Consider the following 21,120-nt stretch of genomic DNA (forward strand, 5'->3'; position numbering starts at 1 on the left):
GGTGTGCTGGGGCGGTCAATTCCCCTGCGCGTCGCGGACACTTTGCGGTAACCGTGGATCTGCGGGACCGATGCGGATGGAGGTTCTGCTGGGGATCGGAACGGATCGGTCGGGACACGCCATATCCGTACCGCCACCGCAGATTCCGGATCGCAGGTACGACGGCGAATTCACCGCGGTGGAGTCGTTTTGCACCTGCAGCCAGGTCCAGGGTCCGAAGTAGGACACGCCGGTCCACAGGCACACCACGCCGGTTACCGCCAGCGTGGACACCTTGTTGCGCCACCGCGGGTTGATGGACTGCAGACCCGTTTCGACAAACGTCTCGCCGCGATCGTTGCGCGTGACGCGCAAAAACGTGACCCCGCAACCGAACAGCGCCATGATGAATCCCTCGTAAAGCGGGAACTGGTAGACGGTTCCCGCGAACAAACTCAGGCTCCCCACCACGCCCTGATAGATCCACACCTGCGGAATGATGAACAGGGCGAACTCGAATGGCATCCAGATGCCGGCCAGCAGGAAGAACAGTGCGACCCATCGCGAGATCTGGCCCAGCTGTGGGAATTTGCGCTCCGAGAAACGCAACCACCAGGCTCCGATCAGGGACAGCAGCACCCCGGAGTAGACGTATTGCGGCAGGGCGTAGAGCAGTCCGTCGGGAAAATGAGCCTGCCCGGGATAGCGGAATCCGGGAATGTAATTCGCCCAGGTGCCCCAGCTGATGCTGTGGGCGTTCATGGCGAAGGTGTAGTTGTAGAAGTTCACCATCGGCTCCCAGAAGTAGCCGATCATCATGCCGATGACGAGCTTGCCGTCGAAGGAGACCTTGCCGTCCCTGATCCAGGGTTTGATCAGGAACCGCCAGCACAGGTAGACCGTTGAGGCGGCACTGGCGATCTCCAGTGCCCGCAGGTACCACAGGTACGGGTAGTGGTCCGGCCCCGACGGTATGGGCCGGCCGAAGTCGTCGGAGGCGAACCAGCGCAGCCATCCCTGCGCGGCTATCACCAGCAGCAGTGCCCCCAACGCGGCGAACCACCAGATCGGCTTCGATTCGGCGTTGGGCTGAGCCGGCAGAGATGACGGGGACGTCTTCGAAGATGTCGACTTGGCCTGCGTCATCAGGACCTCCGATCTTGGGGAACCGCCAACCTTCAGAACAGACTTACCGACATGGCGTTATCGACGGGCAAGGCGACACCCGATACGAACTCGGCCTCCCCGCTTGCGAGGTACACCAACGCGCGGGCGATGTCGTCGGGAACGCCGACACGCCCCTGCTTGGCGGCCACCACGTCGGCAATCGGCATCGGCGCAACGGACTCGTAGATGGCTTTGATGCCGTCGAGCATCGGCGTCTCGATGATGCCGGGCAGCACACAGTTCACCCTGATGCCCAGGGGCCGTAGCTCGAGCGCTGCGGACTGGGTGAGGTTGATCAGCGCGGCTTTGGACGCCGCATAGCCGGCCATCGCGGGCATGCCGCGCAACCCCGCGGTGGACGCGGTGATCAGGATGGCACCGCCGCCGCGTTCGGCGATGCGCGGGGCCGCGTACTTGATCCCGTAGTACGGACCGGCGATGTTGACGGCCAATGTCCGCTGCAGATCCTCGGCAGACGCATCGACGATCAAACCGCCGGCGGAACTGACCCCCGCGTTGTTGATCAACACGTCAAGGCCGCCGAACGCCTCGACGGTCGCCTCGACCGCGGCCTGAACGTCAGCCGGTTCGCTGACATCGCAATGCAATGCTGTTGCCGCGCAGGTAGTTTCGGCTAGCGATTGGGCGGCGGGCAGATCGATGTCCGCGATCAGGACCTTGGCACCCGCCTCCAGCAGACGCAGCACGGTGGCTCGGCCGATCCCGGACGCACCCCCCGTGACCAGCGCGACCTTGCCGTCAACCGCGGTGCTCATGAAAGCCCTTCGCCGCCAAGAAGTTTGATCACCTGCGAGATCTGATGGCTCCAGTGGGCCCCGTATTCGGGATCAGCGCTGGCGGCCATATTGAAGAAGCTGACCTCGTTGATCCCCGCGTCGATCATCTCCTGAACACGACCGGCAACGCGTTCCGGCCCTCCCCACACCAGCGCGAAATCGGTGACCTGATCCGGAATCTTCGCCGTCATCTCGGCGACCCGCTGGGGACTGGCCAGCATCGGGTTGATGTCCTGAGCCCAGTTGAAGTCGCCGAGCGGATTCTCGAAGCCCCACTTTTCCCAGGTCTTGCTCGAATCGATGCTGGCGCACGTGATCGCAATCCAGCCCGGGTTGGGCTGACGTGCCAGCTCCCACGCTGTTTTGTCGTCTTCGGCGAGGACTGTGATCACCTGGGCGTTGAACCGCAACGCCTCAGGATCGCGGCCCTCTTTCTCGGCGAAAGCTTTGATCCCGCCGATGTAGTCGGCGAGCCAGGCGTAGTCGTTGCCGGCGCCACCGGGCAGAAATGTCAGCCAGCCGTTGCCGACCGTGCCGGCCAAGCGCTGGATCCGCGGCCCGCCGCCGACGAACAGCAGCTGCGGTGGGCCACCTTCCCACATCGGGATCGGGAAGATGGCATCGCGCAGCGGCCAGAACTCCGAGTCCCGCGACACCGGTGCAGCGCCGGATTCCCACAATGTCTTCCAGATCGCCGCGGCCTCTTCCAGCCGCGAGAACGGCTTGCTGCGCACCTCGCCGAACGGCTTGAACTGCTTCTCCTCGCCGGCGCCGATCGCAAACGTCATGCGGCCCTTGGACATATGCTGCAGCGTCATCATTTCCTGGGCCATCACCGCTGGGCTGCGCCGCAGCGGATCGATCACCGCCAACAGGATCTCGATGTCCTGGGTCAGAACCGCCGCGGCGGCGCACATCTCCATCGAGCCGAACCACGCGTCGGCGTAGAAACTCGTCGGCGCCGAAGGATCGGCGGCCGGCACCGGCGGGGTGAGCATCCCTTGCGGGTGCGTCGACATGATCTGGTCGGGCAGATCGAGGAACTCCCAACCCTGCGCCTCAGCTCGTTTGAACGATTCCAGAGCCGCCTCCATCGGCGGGAATTCGTTGCCGAACAGACCGAACTTCACCGTCTTTGAACTCAACCTCACGCCTTTCGCTCTTGTGATCTGGACCACTGAGAGCATGGTGTTCTATGAGAGTGACTCCTGTCAAGAGCGTTACTAGCACGAGCTGCGGAGGGCTTGCATACTCGATGAAACCGGCGCGAGGAATCGGCTCGACCTGTCGGTCCAGCGCATGCTTACCTGGACCGGGCCCGCCTTGATGGCGGTGTTCTTCCTCGGTTTCTGGGTCCTGGGCCACTTCATTCCGCCGCCGTCGCCCAGTCGCACCCCCGAGGAGGTGGTGGCGTTCTTCCGCGACCACGCCGCCCAGAAGCGCGCCGGTCTGATTCTGGTGAGCCTTGCCGGCGCGCTGGTCTGCACGTGCAGCATGGCGATCAGTGGGCAACTCAAGCGAATCAGCACTCCGCTGGCCTACGTCCAGATGCTGTTCGGCGCGTTGCTGGCGCTCGAGTTCATCTCCCCCATCTTCGTCTGGCAGGCCATCCGGCTGCAGCGTGAACCTAACCGCTACCAGTCGACGGGATCCCAGCTTGCAGTGCGTCGAGGCCGGCCTGGAGATGGTCGACCACCCGACCACCCTCGCCCAGCCAAACCCGCAGAGCGGTGCGGAAGGCCGCCACGGCGGCGCCCGCCAGCACTCCGGCTTCGATATCGTCGTCGGGATCGGTGCCACGGTCAGCAGCCAGAACGCGACGCACAATCGTCTCGACCTGATCGCAGTAGTGCAGATAGCGCGTATACAGCGCCGGTTCCTTATGACACAAACGCGTTCGCGCCAACGCAAATTCGGGATCGGACTCAGCCCAGTACACGGCGTTGTCCAGCAAGACTTCACGCACTCGCGCCCAACCCGAACCACCGGGCGACGTGGACTGCGCCATCAGCGCGCGATAGGAGTTCATCCGCTCGTCGATATCGAAGAAGACCGCGTTTTCCTTGGTGCCGAAGTGCCGGAAAAACGTGCTGGGAGCATAATCCGCGGCCTCGGCAATCTCCTCCACCGTGGTCTGCGCGAAACCCTTCTCCTCGTACTGCCGAAGCGCGACCAACGCCAACTCACGTCGGCCCCGCTGCATCCGGCGCGTCCTCGTCGTCGGCGGTTTCGCAGCAGCCACCTCACCGGCATTCATATACGCCCCCCAAGCTGACGACGACACCACGACAACGGAAATGGGACTCACTCCAATGACGAGAGAATACCCACCCCTGCATCACGCCACGGCGTCAGCACACAGCGCTGCGCCGGCGGCAACGGTCTACAACCTGCTCACCGACGGCGCGAACTGGCCCAGATGGATCAATCTCGACTCCATGACACTGGAGCGCGAGGGCCAAGAGGGCGGCGAAAGCGTGGGCGCCATTCGTCGATTCCGGTTCCGCCGCGCCGGCATCAGATTCGTCACTCACGAACAAGTCGCCGAGCTCATCCCGCAACGCCGCTTCGGCTACGCCCTGGTTTCTGGTCTGCCATTGCGCAACTACCGCGCGAACGTCGACCTCACCCCAACACCCAACGGCGGAACCCACATTCAATGGTCGGGAACGTGGAACACGGCGCTGACAGGAACGGGATTGCCGACCCGATTGCTCATCAAACGGCTCTACCGGCAGTTCAGCCACGGGCTTGCCCGTGCAGCCGAACGGGTATGAGGACTGACCCCGCACCGGAATCGCTGGCACGCACCGGGGGTAGGTATGCAAAGCTGGTTTGCACGGGTCGAAGACCCGGCTGACTGATCTAACGGAGGGCGCGATGACCTTCAACGAGGGTATGCAGATCGATACCAGCTCCGCGTCCTCCTCCGGCGGCGGTGGCGGGATGGGGCCGATCGCCATCGGTGGCGGCATCGGCGGCCTGCTGATCGTGGTGGTCGCCATGCTGCTCGGCGTCGACCCCGGCGGGATCATCAGCCAGCAGCCGATGGACACCGGCGGCGACGTGGCGCCCGGATTCGACCTAAACAAGTGCAAGACCGGTGCCGACGCCAACAAGTACGTGCAGTGCCGGGTGGTGGCCACCGGCAATTCACTGGACGCGGTGTGGAAGCAGCTGATGCCCAGCTACACCAAACCGAAAATGCGGCTGTTCAGCGGCACGGTCAGCACCGGATGCGGGCCGGCCAGCACCGAAGTCGGACCGTTCTACTGCCCGGTGGACAAGACGGCGTACTTCGACACCGACTTCTTCTCGGTGCTGGTCGACCGATTCGGTTCCAGCGGTGGGCCTTTCGCCCAGGAATACGTGGTGGCCCATGAGTACGGCCACCACGTGCAGAACCTGCAGCACACCCTCGGCCGCGCCCAGCAGGGGGCACAGGGCTCGCAGGGAAACGGTGTGCGCACCGAACTGCAGGCCGACTGCTACGCCGGGGTGTGGGCCCACTACGCCTCGACGGTCAAGCAGGACAGCACCGGACGGCCGTTCCTGGAGCCGTTGAGCGACAAGGACATTTCTGACGCGTTGTCGGCGGCGGCGTCGGTGGGTGACGACCGCATCCAGGCGGAGGTGAACGGCCGCGTCAACCCCGAGTCCTGGACGCACGGATCCTCGGCGCAACGCCAGAAGTGGTTCACCATCGGCTACCAGAGCGGCGACCCCAACAAGTGCGACACCTTCGCCACCAACGACTTGGGTTAGCCGGGTTTAACCGAGCATCTTCGCAACTCCCTGCGGCGCCCGGCCGTCAGCGCGTCAAGCGCCCAACGGGTGGCTGCCGTTGAGCAGGGGACCCGGCCGGCCGAGGTCGTCGTGGTCATCCACGCCGAAACACCGTCGCTGAAAACGGCTACCAGGGCCGCGTCGAGCAGGTCACGCCGGTGGTCGCGGTTTGATTCACCACTACCTGGCCGTCGACGGCGATTTCGCAGTGCAGTTCGGGAGTGCCCGACCCGCAGTTGGGCCAGTGGCAGCCGCCGCTGGCGTTGACGAACGCCCACTGGTTGGGGTTGGTCAGGGTCGCGGTGTACACCAGCGGCGTGCCGGGGCTGAACGACACCGGCACGGTGGTCAGAAACTGCGACGAGTTCGCGTCGAAAGCCGCCTGGCTGGGCGGATCGGTGGTGATGTAGCGCACGTTGCCGGTCAGTTCGCCGGTGGCGGTAACGGTGTAGGTGACCTGGTGACCGTCCGCGTGCGCGGTCGCCGGCATCTGCAGCACTGCGAAGGCCACGGCGATCGTCGCCGCAGACGCTGCCGCAACCGCGCTCACGCTTTTTCGCACGTTCGTCATATCGGAAACGCTACCGGATTCGTTACCCGCACCTAGTTACGTCGGTGTTCACCCGGTTGCGGTATGAAGCAGCCATGACCGACGACCCGGAACAAGCTGGCGTCAGCCGGCGCGCGCTGCTGGGTACCGGGGCAGCGGCGGCGGTGCTCGGGGCCGGCGCCGGGGTGGGCGGCGCCGCGCTGCTCTGGTCGAAATCACCGGGGGTCTGGGTTCGGCCCGACCGCACCGGCGCCCCGCCGGTGGGTGGTCTGCATCTGCAGTTCGGCCGCGACGCCGCCACCGAAGTAGTGGTCTCCTGGCACAGCACGGATGCGGTACACAACCCGCGCGTGCTGTTGGGCACGCCCACCGGCGGCCTGGGTACCGGCGTGGCCGCCGAAACCCGCACGTATCGGGATGCCAAGTCGGGCAACGAAGTTCGCGTCAACCATGCTCGGCTCACCGGCCTGACCCCCGATACCGACTACATCTATGCCGCCGTGCACGACGGCGCCACGCCCGAACTCGGCTCCATCAGGACCGCACCGTCCGGCCGAAAACCGTTCCGCTTCACCAGTTTCGGTGACCAGTCGACGCCTGCCCTGGGCCGGTTGTCCGACGGGACCTACATCAGCGACAACATCGGCTCCCCCGCGGCCGGCGACACCACCGCGGCCATCGAACGGATGGCGCCGCTGTTCAACCTGGTCAACGGCGACCTGTGTTACGCCAACTTGGCCCACGACCGGATCCGCACCTGGTCGGACTGGTTCGTCAACAACTCCCGCTCGGCCCGGCACCGGCCGTGGATGCCCGCGGCGGGCAACCACGAGAACGAATTAGGCAACGGCCCAGTCGGTTACGGCGCCTACCAGACGTACTTCACGGTGCCCGATTCCGGCGCCGACGCCGAACTACGCGGACTGTGGTATTCGTTCACCGCCGGCTCGGTGCGCGTGATCAGCCTGAACAATGACGACATCGCCTATCAGGACGGCGGCAACTCCTACATTCACGGCTATTCCGGTGGCGCGCAAAAGCGTTGGCTTGCAGCCGAACTGGACGCGGCTCGGCGAGATCCCGGGATCGACTGGGTGGTGATCTGCATGCACCAGACGGCGATCTCGACCGCCAAGGGCAACGGCGCCGACCTGGGGATCCGCCAGGAATGGCTGCCGCTGTTCGACCAGTACCACGTCGATCTGGTGCTGTGCGGACACGAGCACCACTACGAGCGGTCCCATCCGTTGCGCGGCACGATGGGCACCGACACCCGCACGCCGATCCCCGTCGACACCCGCAGCGACGTCATCGACGTCACCCGGGGAACGGTGCACGTCGTCATCGGCGGGGGCGGCACGTCGCGACCGACCAATGGGCTGTTCTTCCCCGACCTGCGGTGCCAGGTGATCACGGGGGTGGGGGAATTCGATCCTGCCGTCGGGCGAAAGCCGCCGATCTACGTGATGGAGGATGCGCCGTGGTCGGCGTTTCGGGACCGCGACAATCCGTACGGTTTCGTGGCTTTCGACGTCGACCCGGGCGTTTCCGGCGGGTCGACGTCGATCAAGGCGACGTACCACGTGGTGACGGGACCCTACGGCGCGACGCGGGCGGTGGATCAGTTCACTTTGACCAAGCCCCGCGGTTAAAACAGGGTCTGTTGGACGGGCCCGGGCATTGTCGTTGCTACTACGGCCGGCGTCGTCAGCCGGTGGTCGCCGCTTAGCCGGTACTTCGCCGCCAACGGCCGGGCGCGGTCGCGCAGCATGTCGCGGTAGGTCTGCGGCAGATATGCGCTGCGGCGGTACAACTCGCGATAGCGGCTTACCAGTTCGGGATGCGCGCGGGCCAGCCAGGACATGAACCATTGGCGGGTCGAGCCGCGCAGATGCAGACCGAAAACCGTCACGCCGGTCGCGCCGGCGGCCGCGATCCGGCCCAGCAGGTCATCGAGGTGCTCGACCGAATCGGTGAGGTGCGGCAGCACCGGCGCCACCATCACGTGGCAGGCCAGATTGGCCTCGCGAATCGCGGAGATCAGCGCCAGCCGTGCCTGCGGCGTGGGCGTACCCGGCTCGACGTCGCGGTGCAGTTCGGCATCACCTACCGCCAGCGATACCGACACCGACACCGGAACCTGTTGGGCCGCTTCGGTGATCAGCTTGAGGTCGCGGCGCAGCAGCGTTCCCTTGGTCAGGATCGACAGTGGTGTCCCGGAGGCTGCGAGAGCGGTGATGATGCCGGGCATCAGCGCGTACCGCCCCTCGGCGCGCTGGTAGGGGTCGGTGTTGGTGCCCAGTGCGACGGTTTCGCGCTGCCACGACGGTCTTGCGAGTTCGCGGCGCAGTACCTCGGCGACGTTGGTCTTGACCACGACCTGGGTGTCGAAGTCGGCACCGGAGTCGAAGTCCAGGTATTCGTGGGTGGGGCGGGCAAAGCAGTAGCGGCAGGCGTGCGAGCAGCCACGGTAGCCGTTGACGGTGTACCGGAAGGGCAGGGCGGCCGCATTGGGCACCTTGTTCAGCGCGGACTTGCACAGCACCTCGTGGAACGTCATGCCCTCGAACTGCGGCACTCGCACGCTGCGGACGAAGCCGATCCGCTGCAGGCCGGGCAGCGCGCCGTCGTCCTGCGGAGAATCGACGGGGGAACCGTTGACAGCTATCGTTTGGCCGGCCCAGCGCATACCCCTATTCGAACAATTGTTCGATAGTCGCGTCAAGAGGGCGGCCCCGGACCGCCGGCGCCCCTGCCTTCGCGTCCTTCGCCGTTCGCCCTTCGCCCTTCGCCGCGACGGGCCCCAAAATGCCGTTCGCGAGGCCGACTTACCGTACATATGAGGACGCTCGAGGCAGGACGGCCCGCGGGAGACGGGACAGGACGGCTGGCTTGAGTAGGGGGCAGGACGCTCGCGGGAGAAGCGCTGCGGCGCAAGCAGCGCGCGTCAGGTCAGGCGCGACAGCACCTCGGCGACCACCGCGTCCACCGGCACCGACACCTGCTCCCCCGACGCGAGGTCCTTCACCCCGACCGTGCCGGCGTCCAGATCCCGATCCCCCGCCACCAGCGCAAACCGCGCGCCGGAGCGATCGGCCGCGCGCATCGCGCCCTTGAGCCCCCGGTCGCCATAGGCCAGGTCGACGCGCACGCCGGCGGCCCGCAGTTCGCCGGCCAGCACCGCCAGCCGCAGCTTGGCCGCCTCGCTCAGCGGCACTCCGAACACCTCGCAGCGCGCCGTCGACCCCACGCTCTTGCCCTCGGCCCGCAGCGCCAGCAGCGTGCGGTCCACGCCGAGCCCGAACCCGATGCCGGACAGGTCCTGTCCACCCAACTGGCGCATCAGCCCGTCGTAGCGGCCGCCGCCGCCGATGCCGGACTGCGCCCCCAGCCCGTCGTGCACGAACTCGAAAGTGGTCTTGGTGTAGTAGTCCAGGCCGCGCACCATGCGCGGGTTCACCACGTAGGGCACCCCGAGGGCATCCAGGTGCGACAGCACGGTGTCGAAGTGCGCCTTGGCCGCATCGGAGAGGTGATCGAGCAACACCGGCGCGTCCGCCGTCATCGCCTTGACCGCGGGACGCTTGTCATCCAACACCCGCAGCGGGTTGATCTCCGCGCGGCGCCGGGTCTCCTCATCCAGGTCCAGCCCGAACAGGAAGTCCTGCAACAGTTCCCGATACTGGGGCCGGCAACTGTCGTCGCCCAGCGAGGTGATCTCCAGCCGGAACCCGTCCAGCCCCAGCGACCGGAAGCCGGCGTCGGCCACGGCGATCACCTCAGCGTCCAGTGCCGGGTCGTCGACGCCGATCGCCTCGACACCCACCTGCTGCAGCTGCCGGTAGCGCCCGGCCTGTGGGCGCTCGTAGCGGAAGAACGGCCCCGCGTAGGCCAATTTCACCGGCAGCCCGCCGCGGTCCAGACCGTGCTCGATGACCGCGCGCACCACCCCGGCGGTGCCCTCGGGCCGCAACGTCACCGAGCGGTCGCCGCGGTCGGCGAAGGTGTACATCTCCTTGGACACCACATCGGTGGATTCGCCCACGCCGCGGGCGAACAGCGCGGTGTCCTCGAAGATCGGCAGCTCGATGTGGCCGTATCCGGCACGCCGGGCCGACCCGAGCAGCCCGTCGCGCACCGCCACAAAATCAGCGGAGTCCGGCGGGAAGTAGTCCGGCACCCCCTTGGGTGCCACGAATTCGGTCACGGGCTCAAACCTTCGAGGAACGGGTTGAAGCGGCGCTCGGCGCCGATGGTGGTCGGGTTGCCGTGGCCCGGCAGGACCACGGTCTTGTCGTCGAGCACCAGCAGTTTGTCGACGATCGAACGCAGCAGGTCCCGCCCGCTGCCGCCGAACAGGTCGGTGCGACCGATGGACCGCTCGAACAACGTGTCGCCGGTGAACACCCGGTCCGTGTCGGCAACCACCCGGAAGCACACCGACCCGCGGGTGTGCCCCGGGGTGTGATCGACGTTGACCGAAATCCCACCGAGGTCGATCTTGTCGCCGTCGCGGTCCAGCTCAACCACCTGCTTGGGCTCGCGGAAGAATGCGCCGGCGACCAGTTGCGCCGCCCGCGGACCGAACCCGTAGATCGGGTCGGCGAGCATGAACCGGTCTTCCGGATGGATGTAGGTGGGGCAGCCGAACGTGTCGGACACCTTCTGCGCGGACCAGATGTGGTCGATGTGGCCGTGGGTGATCAGCACCGCGGCCGGGGTCAGCCGATTCTTGTCCAGGATGCGGCGCAGCTGGCCGAAAGCACGCTGGCCGGGGTCGACGATGATGGCGTCGGCGCCCGGCCGCTCGGCCAGTACGTAGCAATTGCACTGCAGCAGTCCGGCAGGAAATCCGGTGATCAACACGGTGCTCAGTTTCCCATCCCCGCAGCCGTGCAAAGATAGCGGCCGTGCCAACGAACAAGCAGCGACGCGAAGCCGCCAAGCGCAAACTCGAGCGACAGCAGGAACGCCGCGCCCAGCAGGCCAAGCGGCGACGCATCCTGACGATCGCCGGCGCCGCGGTCGCCGCGGTGGCCGTCGTTGCGGCGGTGGTGGTCGCCATCGTCGTCAGCAAGGACGATCACAAAGGCAAGCCGTCGGCGTCGACCACGCCCAGCAGCGCGACGTCCGGGTCGGCCGCCACCAACCTGCCGCCCGTCGACCTCAGCGGCGCCGTGCCGATGCCGCCGTTCAAGGCCCCGGCCAACCTGGGCGCCAACTGCCAGTACCCCGCGGACAAGGCCGCGCCGGCCGCCAAGCCGGCGAAGCCGCCGCGCACCGGCAAGGTCCCGACCGAGCCCGCTCAGATCAGCGCCAGCATGATGACGAGCCAGGGCAAGGTCGGCCTGATGCTGGCCAACAACGAATCCCCGTGCACGGTCAATAGTTTCGCCAGCCTGGCCAACCAGAACTTCTTCAAGGACACCAAGTGCCACCGGTTGACGACGTCGCCGTCGCTGTCGGTGCTGCAGTGCGGCGACCCCAAGGGCGACGGCACCGGCGGCCCGGGTTACCAATTCGCCAACGAGTACCCCACCAACCAGTTCCCGGCCAACGATCCCAAGCTCAAGCAGCCGGTGATCTATCCGCGCGGCACGCTGGCCATGGCCAACGCCGGACCCGACACCAACAGCAGCCAATTCTTCCTGGTCTACCGCGACTCGGCGCTGCCGCCGGAATACACGGTCTTCGGCAAGATCCAGGACGACGGGCTGGCTACCCTGGACAAAATCGCCGCAGGGGGTGTGGCCGGCGGCGGCCCAGACGGACCGCCTGCCCAGGACGTGACGATCACGTCGCTGTTGCTCGACTAGCCCTACACCCGCGGCTGACTGGGAGGAGGCTCGTGACCGAGAGCTCATTCGGTCGCTACCAGTTGCAGGGGTTGCTGGGGCGCGGCGGCATGGGTCAGGTCTACCGCGCGTACGACACCCAGACCGACCGCGTCGTGGCCATCAAGTTGCTGCCCCCGCACCTGATCGAAGACAAGGAGTTTCAGCACCGGTTCCGCCGCGAGGCCCGCACCGCGGCCAGCCTGAGCGATCCGCACGTGGTGCCCATCCACAGCTTCGGCGAAATCGACGGGCGCCTGTATGTGGACATGCGTCTGGTCGACGGCCGCGACCTGGTGAAGTTCATCGCCGAGAAGGGCGGCCGGCTGACACCGGCGCAGACGGTGGCGATCATCGATCAGACGGCGGCGGCCCTGGAGAGCGCGCACCACGCCGGACTGGTGCACCGCGACGTCAAGCCGTCCAACATTTTGGTCGCCCATGCCCGGGATTTCGTCTACCTGATCGACTTCGGGCTGGCCCGGGCCAGCACCGACACGGCGCTGACCAACACCGGGCAGACGATGGGCACCCTGGCCTACCTGGCACCCGAAAGATTCAGGGGCATAACGGATTCCCGCGCCGACGTGTACGGCCTGGGCTGTGTGCTCTACGAGTGCCTGACCGGCGTCCGGCCGTTTCCCGGAGACTCGTACGAAGAGCTGATCTCCGCGCACCTCTACACCCCTCCGCCGCGCCCGACGGCCGTGTGCCCCGACGTGCCGCCGGCCTTCGACGCGGTGGTCGCGCGGGCGCTGGCCAAGGATCCGGACGCGCGGTATCAGACGGTGACCGAACTCGCCGACGCTGCCCGGGCGGCGCTGGGCGGGGCCGCGTTGACGTTGCCTGCGCTACCCCCGCCGCCGCCGGACACACCGCCGGGCGGCTCACCCGCGCCGGTCAAGGCGGGCAGTCGCGCCGCGCTGATCGCGACCGTCGCCGGCTCGGGCTTGACGCTGGTCCTGGTGGCTGCGGCGGTGGCGTTCTTCGCCGGCGGCGACGACACGCCCCCGGACAAGCCGACACCGGTCACTACGACCAGCCCGACCAGCGTGACCAGCAGCGAGTCCCCCGAAACGTCCGACACCCCGGAGCCGACGACGGTGACGACCACCGTCACAACGGAGCCGACCGAAACGCCGTAAGCGCGTGAGGAAGCCTCAGGACGCGGACGTCACCCGGTACACGTCGTAGACGCCCTCGACGTTGCGCACCACGTTCAGCAGATGCCCCAGGTGCTTGGGGTCGCCCATCTCGAAGGTGAACCGGCTGATCGCCACCCGGTCACCGGAGGTGGTGACCGACGCCGACAGGATGTTCACCTTCTCGTCGGCCAGCACCCTTGTCACGTCCGACAGCAGCCGGTGCCGGTCGAGGGCCTCCACCTGGATCGCCACCAGGAACACCGACGACGGCGACGGCGCCCACAACACCTCGATGATGCGCTCGGCCTGCTGCTGCAGGGATGCGGCGTTGGTGCAGTCGGTGCGGTGCACGCTGACCCCGCCGCCGCGGGTGACGAAGCCCATGATCTGATCGCCCGGCACCGGTGTGCAGCACTTGGCCAGCTTGGTCAGCACGCCCGGGGCGCCGGGGACCGACACGCCGACGTCCTCGGTGCTGCGCGGGCGCCGCGGCATGGTCGCCGGCGTGGACCGTTCGGCCAGTTCCTCCTCGGCCTGGTCGATGCCGCCGAGTTCGGCCAGCAGTCGCTGCACCACGTGCCGCGCCGAGACATGCCCCTCCCCGATCGCGGTGTACATGGCCGACACGTCGGTGTAGTGCAGCTCGTTGGCCACCGCGGCCATCGACCCGCCATTGACCAAGCGCTGCAACGGAAGTCCGCCGCGGCGGACCTCGCGGGAGATGGCCTCTTTGCCGGCCTCGAGCGCCTCTTCCCGGCGTTCCTTGGCGAACCACTGCCGGATCTTGGTCTTGGCCCGCGGCGACACCACGAACTGTTGCCAGTCCCGCGACGGCCCGGCGTTGAGCGCCTTGGAGGTGAAAACCTCGACGACTTCTCCGTTTTCGAGTTTGCGTTCCAACGCCACCAGGCGGCCGTTGACCCGGGCGCCGATGCAGCGGTGGCCGACCTCGGTGTGCACGGCGTAGGCGAAGTCCACCGGCGTGGAACCGGCCGGCAGCGTGAACACGTCGCCCTTCGGGGAGAACACGAAGATCTCTTGTACCGCAAGGTCGTAACGCAACGACTCCAGGAATTCGCCGGGGTCGGCGGCTTCCCGCTGCCAGTCGAGGAGCTGACGCATCCAGGCCATGTCGTCGATCTCGGCGGCGGTGTTGGGATGCGGAACTCCGTTGCGCCCCTTGGTTTCTTTGTAGCGCCAGTGCGCGGCGATACCGAATTCTGCGGTGTGGTGCATGTCGCGGGTGCGGATCTGCACCTCCAGCGGCTTGCCCTCGGGCCCGACGACCGTGGTGTGCAGCGACTGGTACACGCCGTAGCGGGGCTGGGCGATGTAGTCCTTGAAACGTCCGGCCATCGGCTGCCACAGCGAATGCACTACGCCCACAGCGGCATAGCAGTCCCGGATCTCGTCGCACAGGATGCGGATTCCGACCAGGTCGTGGATGTCGTCGAAGTCGCGGCCCTTGACGATCATCTTCTGGTAGATCGACCAGTAGTGCTTTGGCCGGCTCTCCACCGTCGCCTTGATCTTCGAGGCGCTCAGCGTCGAGGTGATCTCGGCGCGCACCTTGGCCAGGTAGGTGTCGCGGGACGGGGCGCGGCCGGCGACCAGCCGCACGATCTCCTCGTACTTCTTGGGATGCAGGATGGCGAAGGCCAAGTCCTCCAGCTCCCATTTGACACTGGCCATACCGAGCCGGTGGGCAAGGGGCGCAATGACTTCCAGCGTCTCGCGGGCTTTGCGGGCCTGCTTCTCCGGGGGCAGGAATCGCATGGTGCGCATGTTGTGCAGCCGGTCGGCCACCTTGATCACCAACACCCGCGGGTCCCGGGCCATCGCGGTGATCATCTTGCGGATGGTCTCGCCCTCGGCGGCGCTGCCCAGCACCACGCGGTCCAGCTTGGTCACCCCGTCGACAAGGTGGCCGACCTCCTCGCCGAACTCCTCGGACAGCGCCTCGATGGTGTAGCCGGTGTCTTCGACGGTGTCGTGCAGCAGCGCGGCCACCAGCGTGGTGGTGTCCATGCCCAGCTCGGCCAGGATGTTGGCGACGGCCAGGGGGTGGGTGATGTAGGGGTCCCCGGAGTGCCGCATCTGGCTGGCGTGCCGCTGATCGGCGACTTCGTAGGCACGCTGCAGTATCGACAGGTCGGCCTTCGGGTAGACCTCGCGGTGCACCGCCACCAGCGGCTCGAGCACGGGGTTGATGGCGCTGCTGCGCGCTGTCATCCGCCGGGCCAGCCGAGCCCGGACCCGACGGGACGCGCTGCTGGTGGTCTTGAGTGGTTCGGCCGGCGGCTCGGGTACCTCGGTGACCGGCAGCGGTTCGGTGGGGGGCGCGGCAGCTTGCAGCGTGCTCTGTTCGTCCGCCACGTTGGTCACCTCCGTCTTAGAGGATATCTGTCGTTCGCGAGCGTAACGACACTGAGAAACTGCGGGCCGCAAATCGCCACCAGGTTAGGTTCGCGGCGAAAAGCGGAAGTCAAGCGCGGCTGAGGCTGTGCACCGGCAGCGGCGCCACCGCCTGGCGGCCGCCCAGCGCGGGAAGCTCGATGACCACCGCCGCACCGGGAACTTCAGCGCCGCTGCGTTCCAGCAGCCGCCGCGCAGCGCCGACACTGCCCCCGGTGGCCAGCACGTCGTCGATGATCACAACGCTTCGACCGGCCAACTCGATTCCGTCGGCGGGGATTTCGATGGTGGCCGCGCCGTATTCGCGCTGATAGTCCTCGCTGAGCACCGGGGGCGGCAGCTTGCCCCCCTTGCGGATGGCCAGCACCCCGGTGCGCAGCCGGGTGGCGACGGCGGCGGCAAGCAGGAAGCCGCGCGAGTCGATGCCGGCCACCAGGTCCGCTCCGGCGGCCACCTCGGCCAGCGCCTCGGTGATGGCGGCCATCGCCACCCGGTCGGCGAACACCGGGGTGAGGTCCTTGAACTGCACGCCCGGCTCGGGGAAGTCGGCGACCTTGCGGGTCATCGCGTCGATCATGGCCGCGACGTCGGCCGTTTCGCCGCGACTCACTGGACCAGCGCCCATCGGTCCATGTTCCAGCCCGCACCCCACCGGGTGGGGTTGCGGCCCACGGCGAACATCTTCTTCGACATCAACAAGGTGCGCTGCTGCCGGTACAGCGGCAACGTCGGCATGTCGCCCCACAGGATGGGTGCGCCTTCGGCGAGCAGCCGGGCCCGCTCGGCCGGGTCGGCCGAGACCGCCAGCGCACCGATGATCCCGTCGATCTGCGGGTTGGCGTAACCGGACAGGTTGTTTCCGTTGCCGCCGTGCAGCGCGTAGGCGTCCATCGCCGACGACCCGGTGGAACCGCTGCCGGGGCTCCGCCGGTGCTGGCCAGCAGCACGTCGATCTTCGAGTCCCGCAGCGCCTGCGGTCCCGAGGTGTCCAGCGTCACGTTCGTCACGGTGATGCCGGCGGGTGCGCACGACGCGGCGATGGACCCGACGGTGGCCGCCAGCCGGGCGTTGGGGCCGCGGTAGCCGATCCGCACCGTCAGGGGGGCACCGCGCAGTGCATCGCGGGCGGCTTTCGGGTCGGCCTTGCCGAACGGGGCGGCCTCGTTGGTGCCGTCGGCCGCGGCCAGGGCGTCCTCGGTCGCCGGGGACAGTCGCGAGTTGGCTATCGGCACACCGGCGTCGCGGGCGATCGCATCGCGGGGCGTGCAGAAGGCGAACGCGCGACGGGCGGGCACCGCAGCCAGCGCGCCCTGCGGGGCGAAGATCAGCTGCTCGATGCCCCCCGACGGGGAGTCGGCGCTCTGATAGCCGTCCGGGGTGGCCAGCGCTCCCGACGATCCGGCCGCCACGTCGACCACGTCGACCCGGCGGTTGTTGACCCGGTCCTGGATGTCGCCGCCCTGCGGCCATACCGTGATCCGCTTGGTGATCGGCTTGGCGCCCCACCATTTGTCGTTGGCCACCAGCACCACCGCGCCGCCGTCCAGGACCCGCTCGATCTTGTACGGACCGGACGAGGGGAAGTGCTTGGCGTCGACACCGGGTCGCAGGTCCCAGGTCGAATTCCACAGTCGCGCAACCTGTTCCACCACCGACACCTTGTTGTTCTGCAGCGCGGTGGTGATGTCGGTGCCCAGCGTGTCGGAGATGACGTGCGACGGCATCATCGAGGTGGCGGTGAACAGTTGGGTGTAGTCGACGACACCGCGGTCCGGGATGAACGACACACGGGCCTTCTTCTGGCCGGGCGTGCACTCGACGTTGGCGATATCGACGTAGCCGGCCTGCGTCGCCGCGTCGAACCCGGCGAAGCGTCCGGATTGGGCCGCCCAGGCCAGCACCAGATCGTCGCAGGTCACTGGCTTGCCGTCGGAGTAGACGGCGTTGTCGGCGATCTGGTAGTCGAGCACCAGCGGCGACCCGCCCACCACCGAGATGGTGCCGAAGTCGTGGTCGGCGACCACCTGCCCCTCGGGTCCGTGGTAGCCGAATCCGGTCAGCGTGCGGGCGAACGCCTGCGCGCCGGCGGAGGCGAAACCGATGGAGGTGTTGGTGTTGTAGGTGGACAGCGCGCCGTCGACCACGTAGTCGATCTGGTTGGCGGCGCTGCCCGAACACGCGGTCAGGCCCGATGCCGCCAGCAAAGCAGCAACACCGGTGGCCACCAAGGCTTTTCGCAAGCGACACCGGGTGGCCATGCGGCTACCGCTTACCGACGTTTCGCTTGCCGGTGGGACGCCGGGTGCCGGTGGGACGTATCGGCCGCGCACCGGGGGCCGGCTTGCTGCTCGTCGCCGTCGGCTTGGTGAGCTCGACGGCCTTGGCCGCGGTGACCTCTTCGGTGGCGTCGTCGTCGGACGGTTGCGCCGACGGGTTCTCGGCGGTCGCCTTCTCCGGGGTCGTCTTCTGCGGGGTCGTCTTTTCCGGAGTCGTCACCGGGCCGCGCCGCCGCAGCACCCGCTTGGTGTGGGTGCGCACCAGTTCGGTGCGTTCCCGCAGGGTGACCAGCAGCGGTGTGGCGAAGAAGATCGACGAATAGGTGCCGACGATGATGCCGATCAACTGGACCAGCGCCAGGTCCTTGAGTGTGCCGACACCGAGCAGCCACACCGCCACCACCATCAACGCCAACACCGGAAGCACCGAGATCAGGCTGGTGTTGATCGAGCGCATGAAGGTCTGGTTGACGGCCAGGTTCGCCTGCTCGGCGAAGGTGCGGCGGGTGGTGTGCTGGAAGCCCTGGGTGTTCTCCTCGACCTTGTCGAACACGATGACCGTGTCATAGATCGAAAAGCCCAGAATGGTCAGCAACCCGATCACCGTCGCCGGGGTGACTTCGAAACCAACCAGCGCATACACACCGGCGGTGACGGTGATGTCGAAGACCATGGCCGCCAGCGCGGCGATCGTCATGTAGCGCTCGTAGCGCACGGTGATGTAGACGGCGACCAGCGCCAGGAACACCGCCAGGGCGATGATCGCCTTCTTGGTGATCTGGCCGCCCCAGGTGGAGGACACCGCCGCGTCGCTGATCGCGTTCTTGTTGGGCTTGTGGTCGGAGCCTTTGGGACCGAACGCGTCGAACAGGGCGTTACGCAGCTTCTCGGTCTGCTCGTTGGTCAGGTGTTCCGAGCGGATCTGCACCGTGGCCGACGAACCCTTGCCGACGGTGACCACCGATTCCGGGTCCTTGCCGATCGCGTTCTTGAACACGTCCTGCACCTGGGTGACCTGGACGGTGCCGTGGACGCCGTCGGAGGGCATCGACACCGTGGTGCCGCCCTTGAAGTCGATGCCGAATGTGAAGCCCCGGATCAGGATGGCCAGCACCGCGATCGCCATGATCGCACCGCTGACGCCGTACCAGAGTTTGCGGCGGCCGACCACCTCGAACGCACCCGTCCCGGTGTAGAGCCGGGACAGGAAGCTGTGTTTGGGCCCGGCGGCGGGGTCCGCGCCGCTGTCGGTCAGTTCGACGGCGACGGTGGTTGCCTCAGCGTCGGCTGCCGCCTTTGTGGACGTGGCCTTCTTGGTCCCGACACTGGCTTTGGGTTTGGATACCATGGGTTATCCCCGTCCCGTCTTGGCGGCGCCCGAACGTGCTCCCGCGGAGGCGGCCCGTCGTTCCCGCGCCACCTGCTGGACTGCCCCGAGCCCGTTGTAGGCCGGTTTGGCCAGCGTCGACGATCGGGTGGAGAGGTAGACCAGCGGCCAGGTCACCAGGAACACCACCACGAGGTCGAGGATGGTGGTCAGGCCCAGCGTGAAGGCGAATCCCTTGACCTGCCCGATCGCCAGGATGTAGAGCACCGCCGCGGCCAGGAAGGTGACCGCGTTGCCGGACACGATCGTCTTGCGGGCGCGACCCCAACCACGCGGTACCGCCGAGCGGTACGAACGGCCTTCGCGGATCTCGTCTTTGATGCGCTCGAAGAACACCACGAAGGAGTCGGCGGTGGTGCCGATACCGATGATCAGACCCGCGATGCCGGCCAGGTCCAGGGTGTAGTTGATGTAGCGCCCCAGCAATACCAGGATCGCGAAAACCATTGCGCCGGAAGCAATTAGCGACAGGGCCGTGAGCAGTCCCAGCACCCGGTAGTAGAGCAGCGAGTACAGCAGGACCAGCGCCAGCCCGATCGCACCGGCGATCAGCCCGGCGCGCAGCGAGGTCAATCCCAGTGTCGCCGAGACGGTCTGCGCCTCCGACGACTCGAAGGACAGTGGCAGTGAGCCGTACTTGAGGACGTTGGCGAGCTGTTTGGCGGTCGCCGCGCTGAACGGCGGCTCACCGCCGCTGATCTGGGTCCGCCCCCCGGGGATGGCCTCCCGGATCGACGGCGCACTGACGACCTGGGAGTCCAGGGTGAAGGCGGTCGCGGTGCCGACGTGGGCGGCGGTGTAGTCCGCCCACACGTTTGCTGCCGCGCTCTTGAACTGCAGGTCCACCACGTAGCCCAGGCTGCGCTGGTCCATTCCCGAGCTGGCGTCCTGAATCTGGTCACCGCTGATGATCGACGGCGCCAACAGGTAGGCGGTTTTGTGGTCGGTCGAGCAGGTGACCAGGGGCAGATTCGGGTCGTCGTTTCCGGCCAGGATGTCGTCTTTGTCGCAGCGGGTGGCCTGGAATTGCAGCGCGATCATCTGGATGTACTGGCTGGTGCTCTGCCGCCACTTCTTCTCCTGCGCGATGCGCTCGGCCAGATCCTTGCGCGGATCGGGCGGTGCGGGCGCTTCGGCGGGCGGTTGCGGTGCCGGGCTGGACGCCGGGGCGGGCGCGGGAGCCGGCGCCGGCGACGGGCTCGGGGCGGGATCCTGCGGGTACGGTCGCGGCTGCCCCCGCGGCGCCCCGGCTGAGGCGCCGGCGGACCCGATTGCGGCGCCCCGGCTGAGGCGCCGGAGCACCGGGCGCGGGAGCAGCGGGAGCAGGCTGCTGTTCGGCGGGCTGGGCTTCCTCGGGCGGCGCCTTCTGGGCGGGCTGCGAGCTCAGCACCGGGCGAATGTAGAGCCGAGCGGTCTGCCCCAGGTTGCGGGCCTCGTTGCCGTCGTTGCCGGGCACCGTGATGACCAGGTTGTCGCCGTCGACGACCACCTCCGAGCCGGAGACACCGAGCCCGTTGACCCGCGAGCTGATGATCTGCTGTGCCTGCGCCAGCGATTCCGCGCTGGGGCGCTTGCCGTCGGGGGTGCGCGCGGTCAGCGTCACCCGGGTGCCGCCCTGCAGGTCGATGCCCAGCTTCGGGTGCGGCTTCTTGTCCCCGGTGAGGAACACCAGCAGGTAGACGCCGATGAGCATGACCAGGAACACCGACAGGTAGCGGGCAGGATGCACCGGCGCCGAAGACGATGCCACGTTCCTTCTATCTCCTTGCGAATCGGTTCTTGCC

The 21,120-nt window shown here is 67.3% G+C and carries 15 protein-coding genes and 3 pseudogenes; 5 read left to right on the forward strand and 13 right to left on the reverse strand.

The genetic code is table 11. The features are described 5' to 3' along the window. Positions 1-15 precede the first annotated feature (15 nt). The 4 genes from L6444_RS17410 to L6444_RS17425 all read right to left on the reverse strand — a co-directional run bounded on the left by L6444_RS17410 (position 16) and on the right by L6444_RS17425 (position 4,146). Positions 16-1,125 (reverse strand): spirocyclase AveC family protein, encoded by a 1,110-nt coding sequence (locus L6444_RS17410; protein WP_236976150.1) that lies wholly within the window; start codon positions 1,123-1,125, stop codon positions 16-18. 32 nt (positions 1,126-1,157) lie between these two features. Continuing rightward, positions 1,158-1,922 carry an SDR family NAD(P)-dependent oxidoreductase gene (locus L6444_RS17415; protein ID WP_236976152.1) on the reverse strand — a complete coding sequence of 255 codons (765 nt, stop codon included), beginning with the start codon at positions 1,920-1,922 and terminating at the stop codon, positions 1,158-1,160. Continuing rightward, positions 1,919-3,088: an LLM class flavin-dependent oxidoreductase gene (locus L6444_RS17420; RefSeq protein WP_236976154.1), complete on the reverse strand. Its 1,170-nt coding sequence runs from the start codon at positions 3,086-3,088 to the stop codon at positions 1,919-1,921. The genes L6444_RS17415 and L6444_RS17420 overlap by 4 nt, the downstream gene beginning before the upstream one ends. 482 nt (positions 3,089-3,570) lie before the next feature. Continuing rightward, complete coding sequence (locus tag L6444_RS17425) at positions 3,571-4,146, reverse strand: TetR/AcrR family transcriptional regulator (protein ID WP_236976156.1); 576 nt, start codon at positions 4,144-4,146, stop codon at positions 3,571-3,573. Between the two features lie 109 nt (positions 4,147-4,255). On the opposite strand from L6444_RS17425, the gene L6444_RS17430 reads away from it, so the two are divergent. Further along, positions 4,256-4,720, forward strand: coding sequence for an SRPBCC family protein (locus L6444_RS17430; protein WP_236976159.1), 465 nt, complete (start codon positions 4,256-4,258; stop codon positions 4,718-4,720). 103 nt (positions 4,721-4,823) lie between these two features. Beyond that, entirely contained in the window at positions 4,824-5,708 is an 885-nt protein-coding gene (gene ypfJ, locus L6444_RS17435) for a KPN_02809 family neutral zinc metallopeptidase (RefSeq protein WP_236976161.1), read from the forward strand. A 148-nt stretch (positions 5,709-5,856) separates the two neighbouring features. Here ypfJ and L6444_RS17440 read toward each other — a convergent pair whose 3' ends face one another. Further along, positions 5,857-6,300, reverse strand: a complete 444-nt coding sequence (locus tag L6444_RS17440) for a hypothetical protein (RefSeq protein WP_236976163.1) — start codon at positions 6,298-6,300, stop codon at positions 5,857-5,859. A gap of 63 nt (positions 6,301-6,363) precedes the next feature. Here L6444_RS17440 and L6444_RS17445 point away from each other — a divergent pair. Further along, a pseudogene (locus tag L6444_RS17445) lies at positions 6,364-7,931 on the forward strand (purple acid phosphatase family protein). Here L6444_RS17445 and L6444_RS17450 read toward each other — a convergent pair. From L6444_RS17450 to L6444_RS17460, 3 genes are all read right to left on the reverse strand, one after another. Further along, positions 7,928-8,968 (reverse strand): Rv2578c family radical SAM protein, encoded by a 1,041-nt coding sequence (locus L6444_RS17450; RefSeq protein WP_236976167.1) that lies wholly within the window; start codon positions 8,966-8,968, stop codon positions 7,928-7,930. The pseudogene L6444_RS17445 and the gene L6444_RS17450 overlap by 4 nt on opposite strands. 258 nt (positions 8,969-9,226) lie before the next feature. Beyond that, a complete protein-coding gene (gene hisS / locus L6444_RS17455; protein ID WP_236976169.1) occupies positions 9,227-10,486 on the reverse strand; it encodes a histidine--tRNA ligase in 1,260 nt (419 codons plus the stop codon). Further along, positions 10,483-11,145 carry an MBL fold metallo-hydrolase gene (locus L6444_RS17460; protein WP_236976171.1) on the reverse strand — a complete coding sequence of 221 codons (663 nt, stop codon included), beginning with the start codon at positions 11,143-11,145 and terminating at the stop codon, positions 10,483-10,485. Before L6444_RS17460 ends, hisS begins: the two co-directional genes overlap by 4 nt. A gap of 44 nt (positions 11,146-11,189) precedes the next feature. On the opposite strand from L6444_RS17460, the gene L6444_RS17465 reads away from it, so the two are divergent. Together L6444_RS17465 and L6444_RS17470 are read left to right on the forward strand one after the other, a co-directional pair. Continuing rightward, positions 11,190-12,095 carry a peptidylprolyl isomerase gene (locus L6444_RS17465; RefSeq protein ID WP_236976174.1) on the forward strand — a complete coding sequence of 302 codons (906 nt, stop codon included), beginning with the start codon at positions 11,190-11,192 and terminating at the stop codon, positions 12,093-12,095. A 32-nt stretch (positions 12,096-12,127) separates the two neighbouring features. Next, positions 12,128-13,258, forward strand: coding sequence for a serine/threonine-protein kinase (locus tag L6444_RS17470; protein ID WP_370653118.1), 1,131 nt, complete (start codon positions 12,128-12,130; stop codon positions 13,256-13,258). 15 nt (positions 13,259-13,273) lie between these two features. Here L6444_RS17470 and L6444_RS17475 read toward each other — a convergent pair whose 3' ends face one another. The 5 genes and pseudogenes from L6444_RS17475 to secD all read right to left on the reverse strand — a co-directional run bounded on the left by L6444_RS17475 (position 13,274) and on the right by secD (position 21,086). Next, positions 13,274-15,634 carry a RelA/SpoT family protein gene (locus tag L6444_RS17475; protein ID WP_236976175.1) on the reverse strand — a complete coding sequence of 787 codons (2,361 nt, stop codon included), beginning with the start codon at positions 15,632-15,634 and terminating at the stop codon, positions 13,274-13,276. A 109-nt stretch (positions 15,635-15,743) separates the two neighbouring features. After that, on the reverse strand, positions 15,744-16,250 hold the full coding sequence (locus L6444_RS17480) for an adenine phosphoribosyltransferase (RefSeq protein ID WP_370653169.1): 507 nt from the start codon (positions 16,248-16,250) through the stop codon (positions 15,744-15,746). A 29-nt stretch (positions 16,251-16,279) separates the two neighbouring features. After that, positions 16,280-17,931 (reverse strand): annotated as a pseudogene (locus L6444_RS17485) (ABC transporter substrate-binding protein). Positions 17,932-17,935: 4 nt separating this feature from the next. Beyond that, on the reverse strand, positions 17,936-19,297 hold the full coding sequence (gene secF, locus L6444_RS17490; RefSeq protein WP_236976178.1) for a protein translocase subunit SecF: 1,362 nt from the start codon (positions 19,295-19,297) through the stop codon (positions 17,936-17,938). 3 nt (positions 19,298-19,300) lie between these two features. Continuing rightward, positions 19,301-21,086: pseudogene (secD, locus tag L6444_RS17495) on the reverse strand (protein translocase subunit SecD). Positions 21,087-21,120 lie beyond the last annotated feature (34 nt).

The organism is Mycobacterium kiyosense, assembly GCA_021654635.1.
GTDB lineage: Bacteria > Actinomycetota > Actinomycetes > Mycobacteriales > Mycobacteriaceae > Mycobacterium > Mycobacterium kiyosense.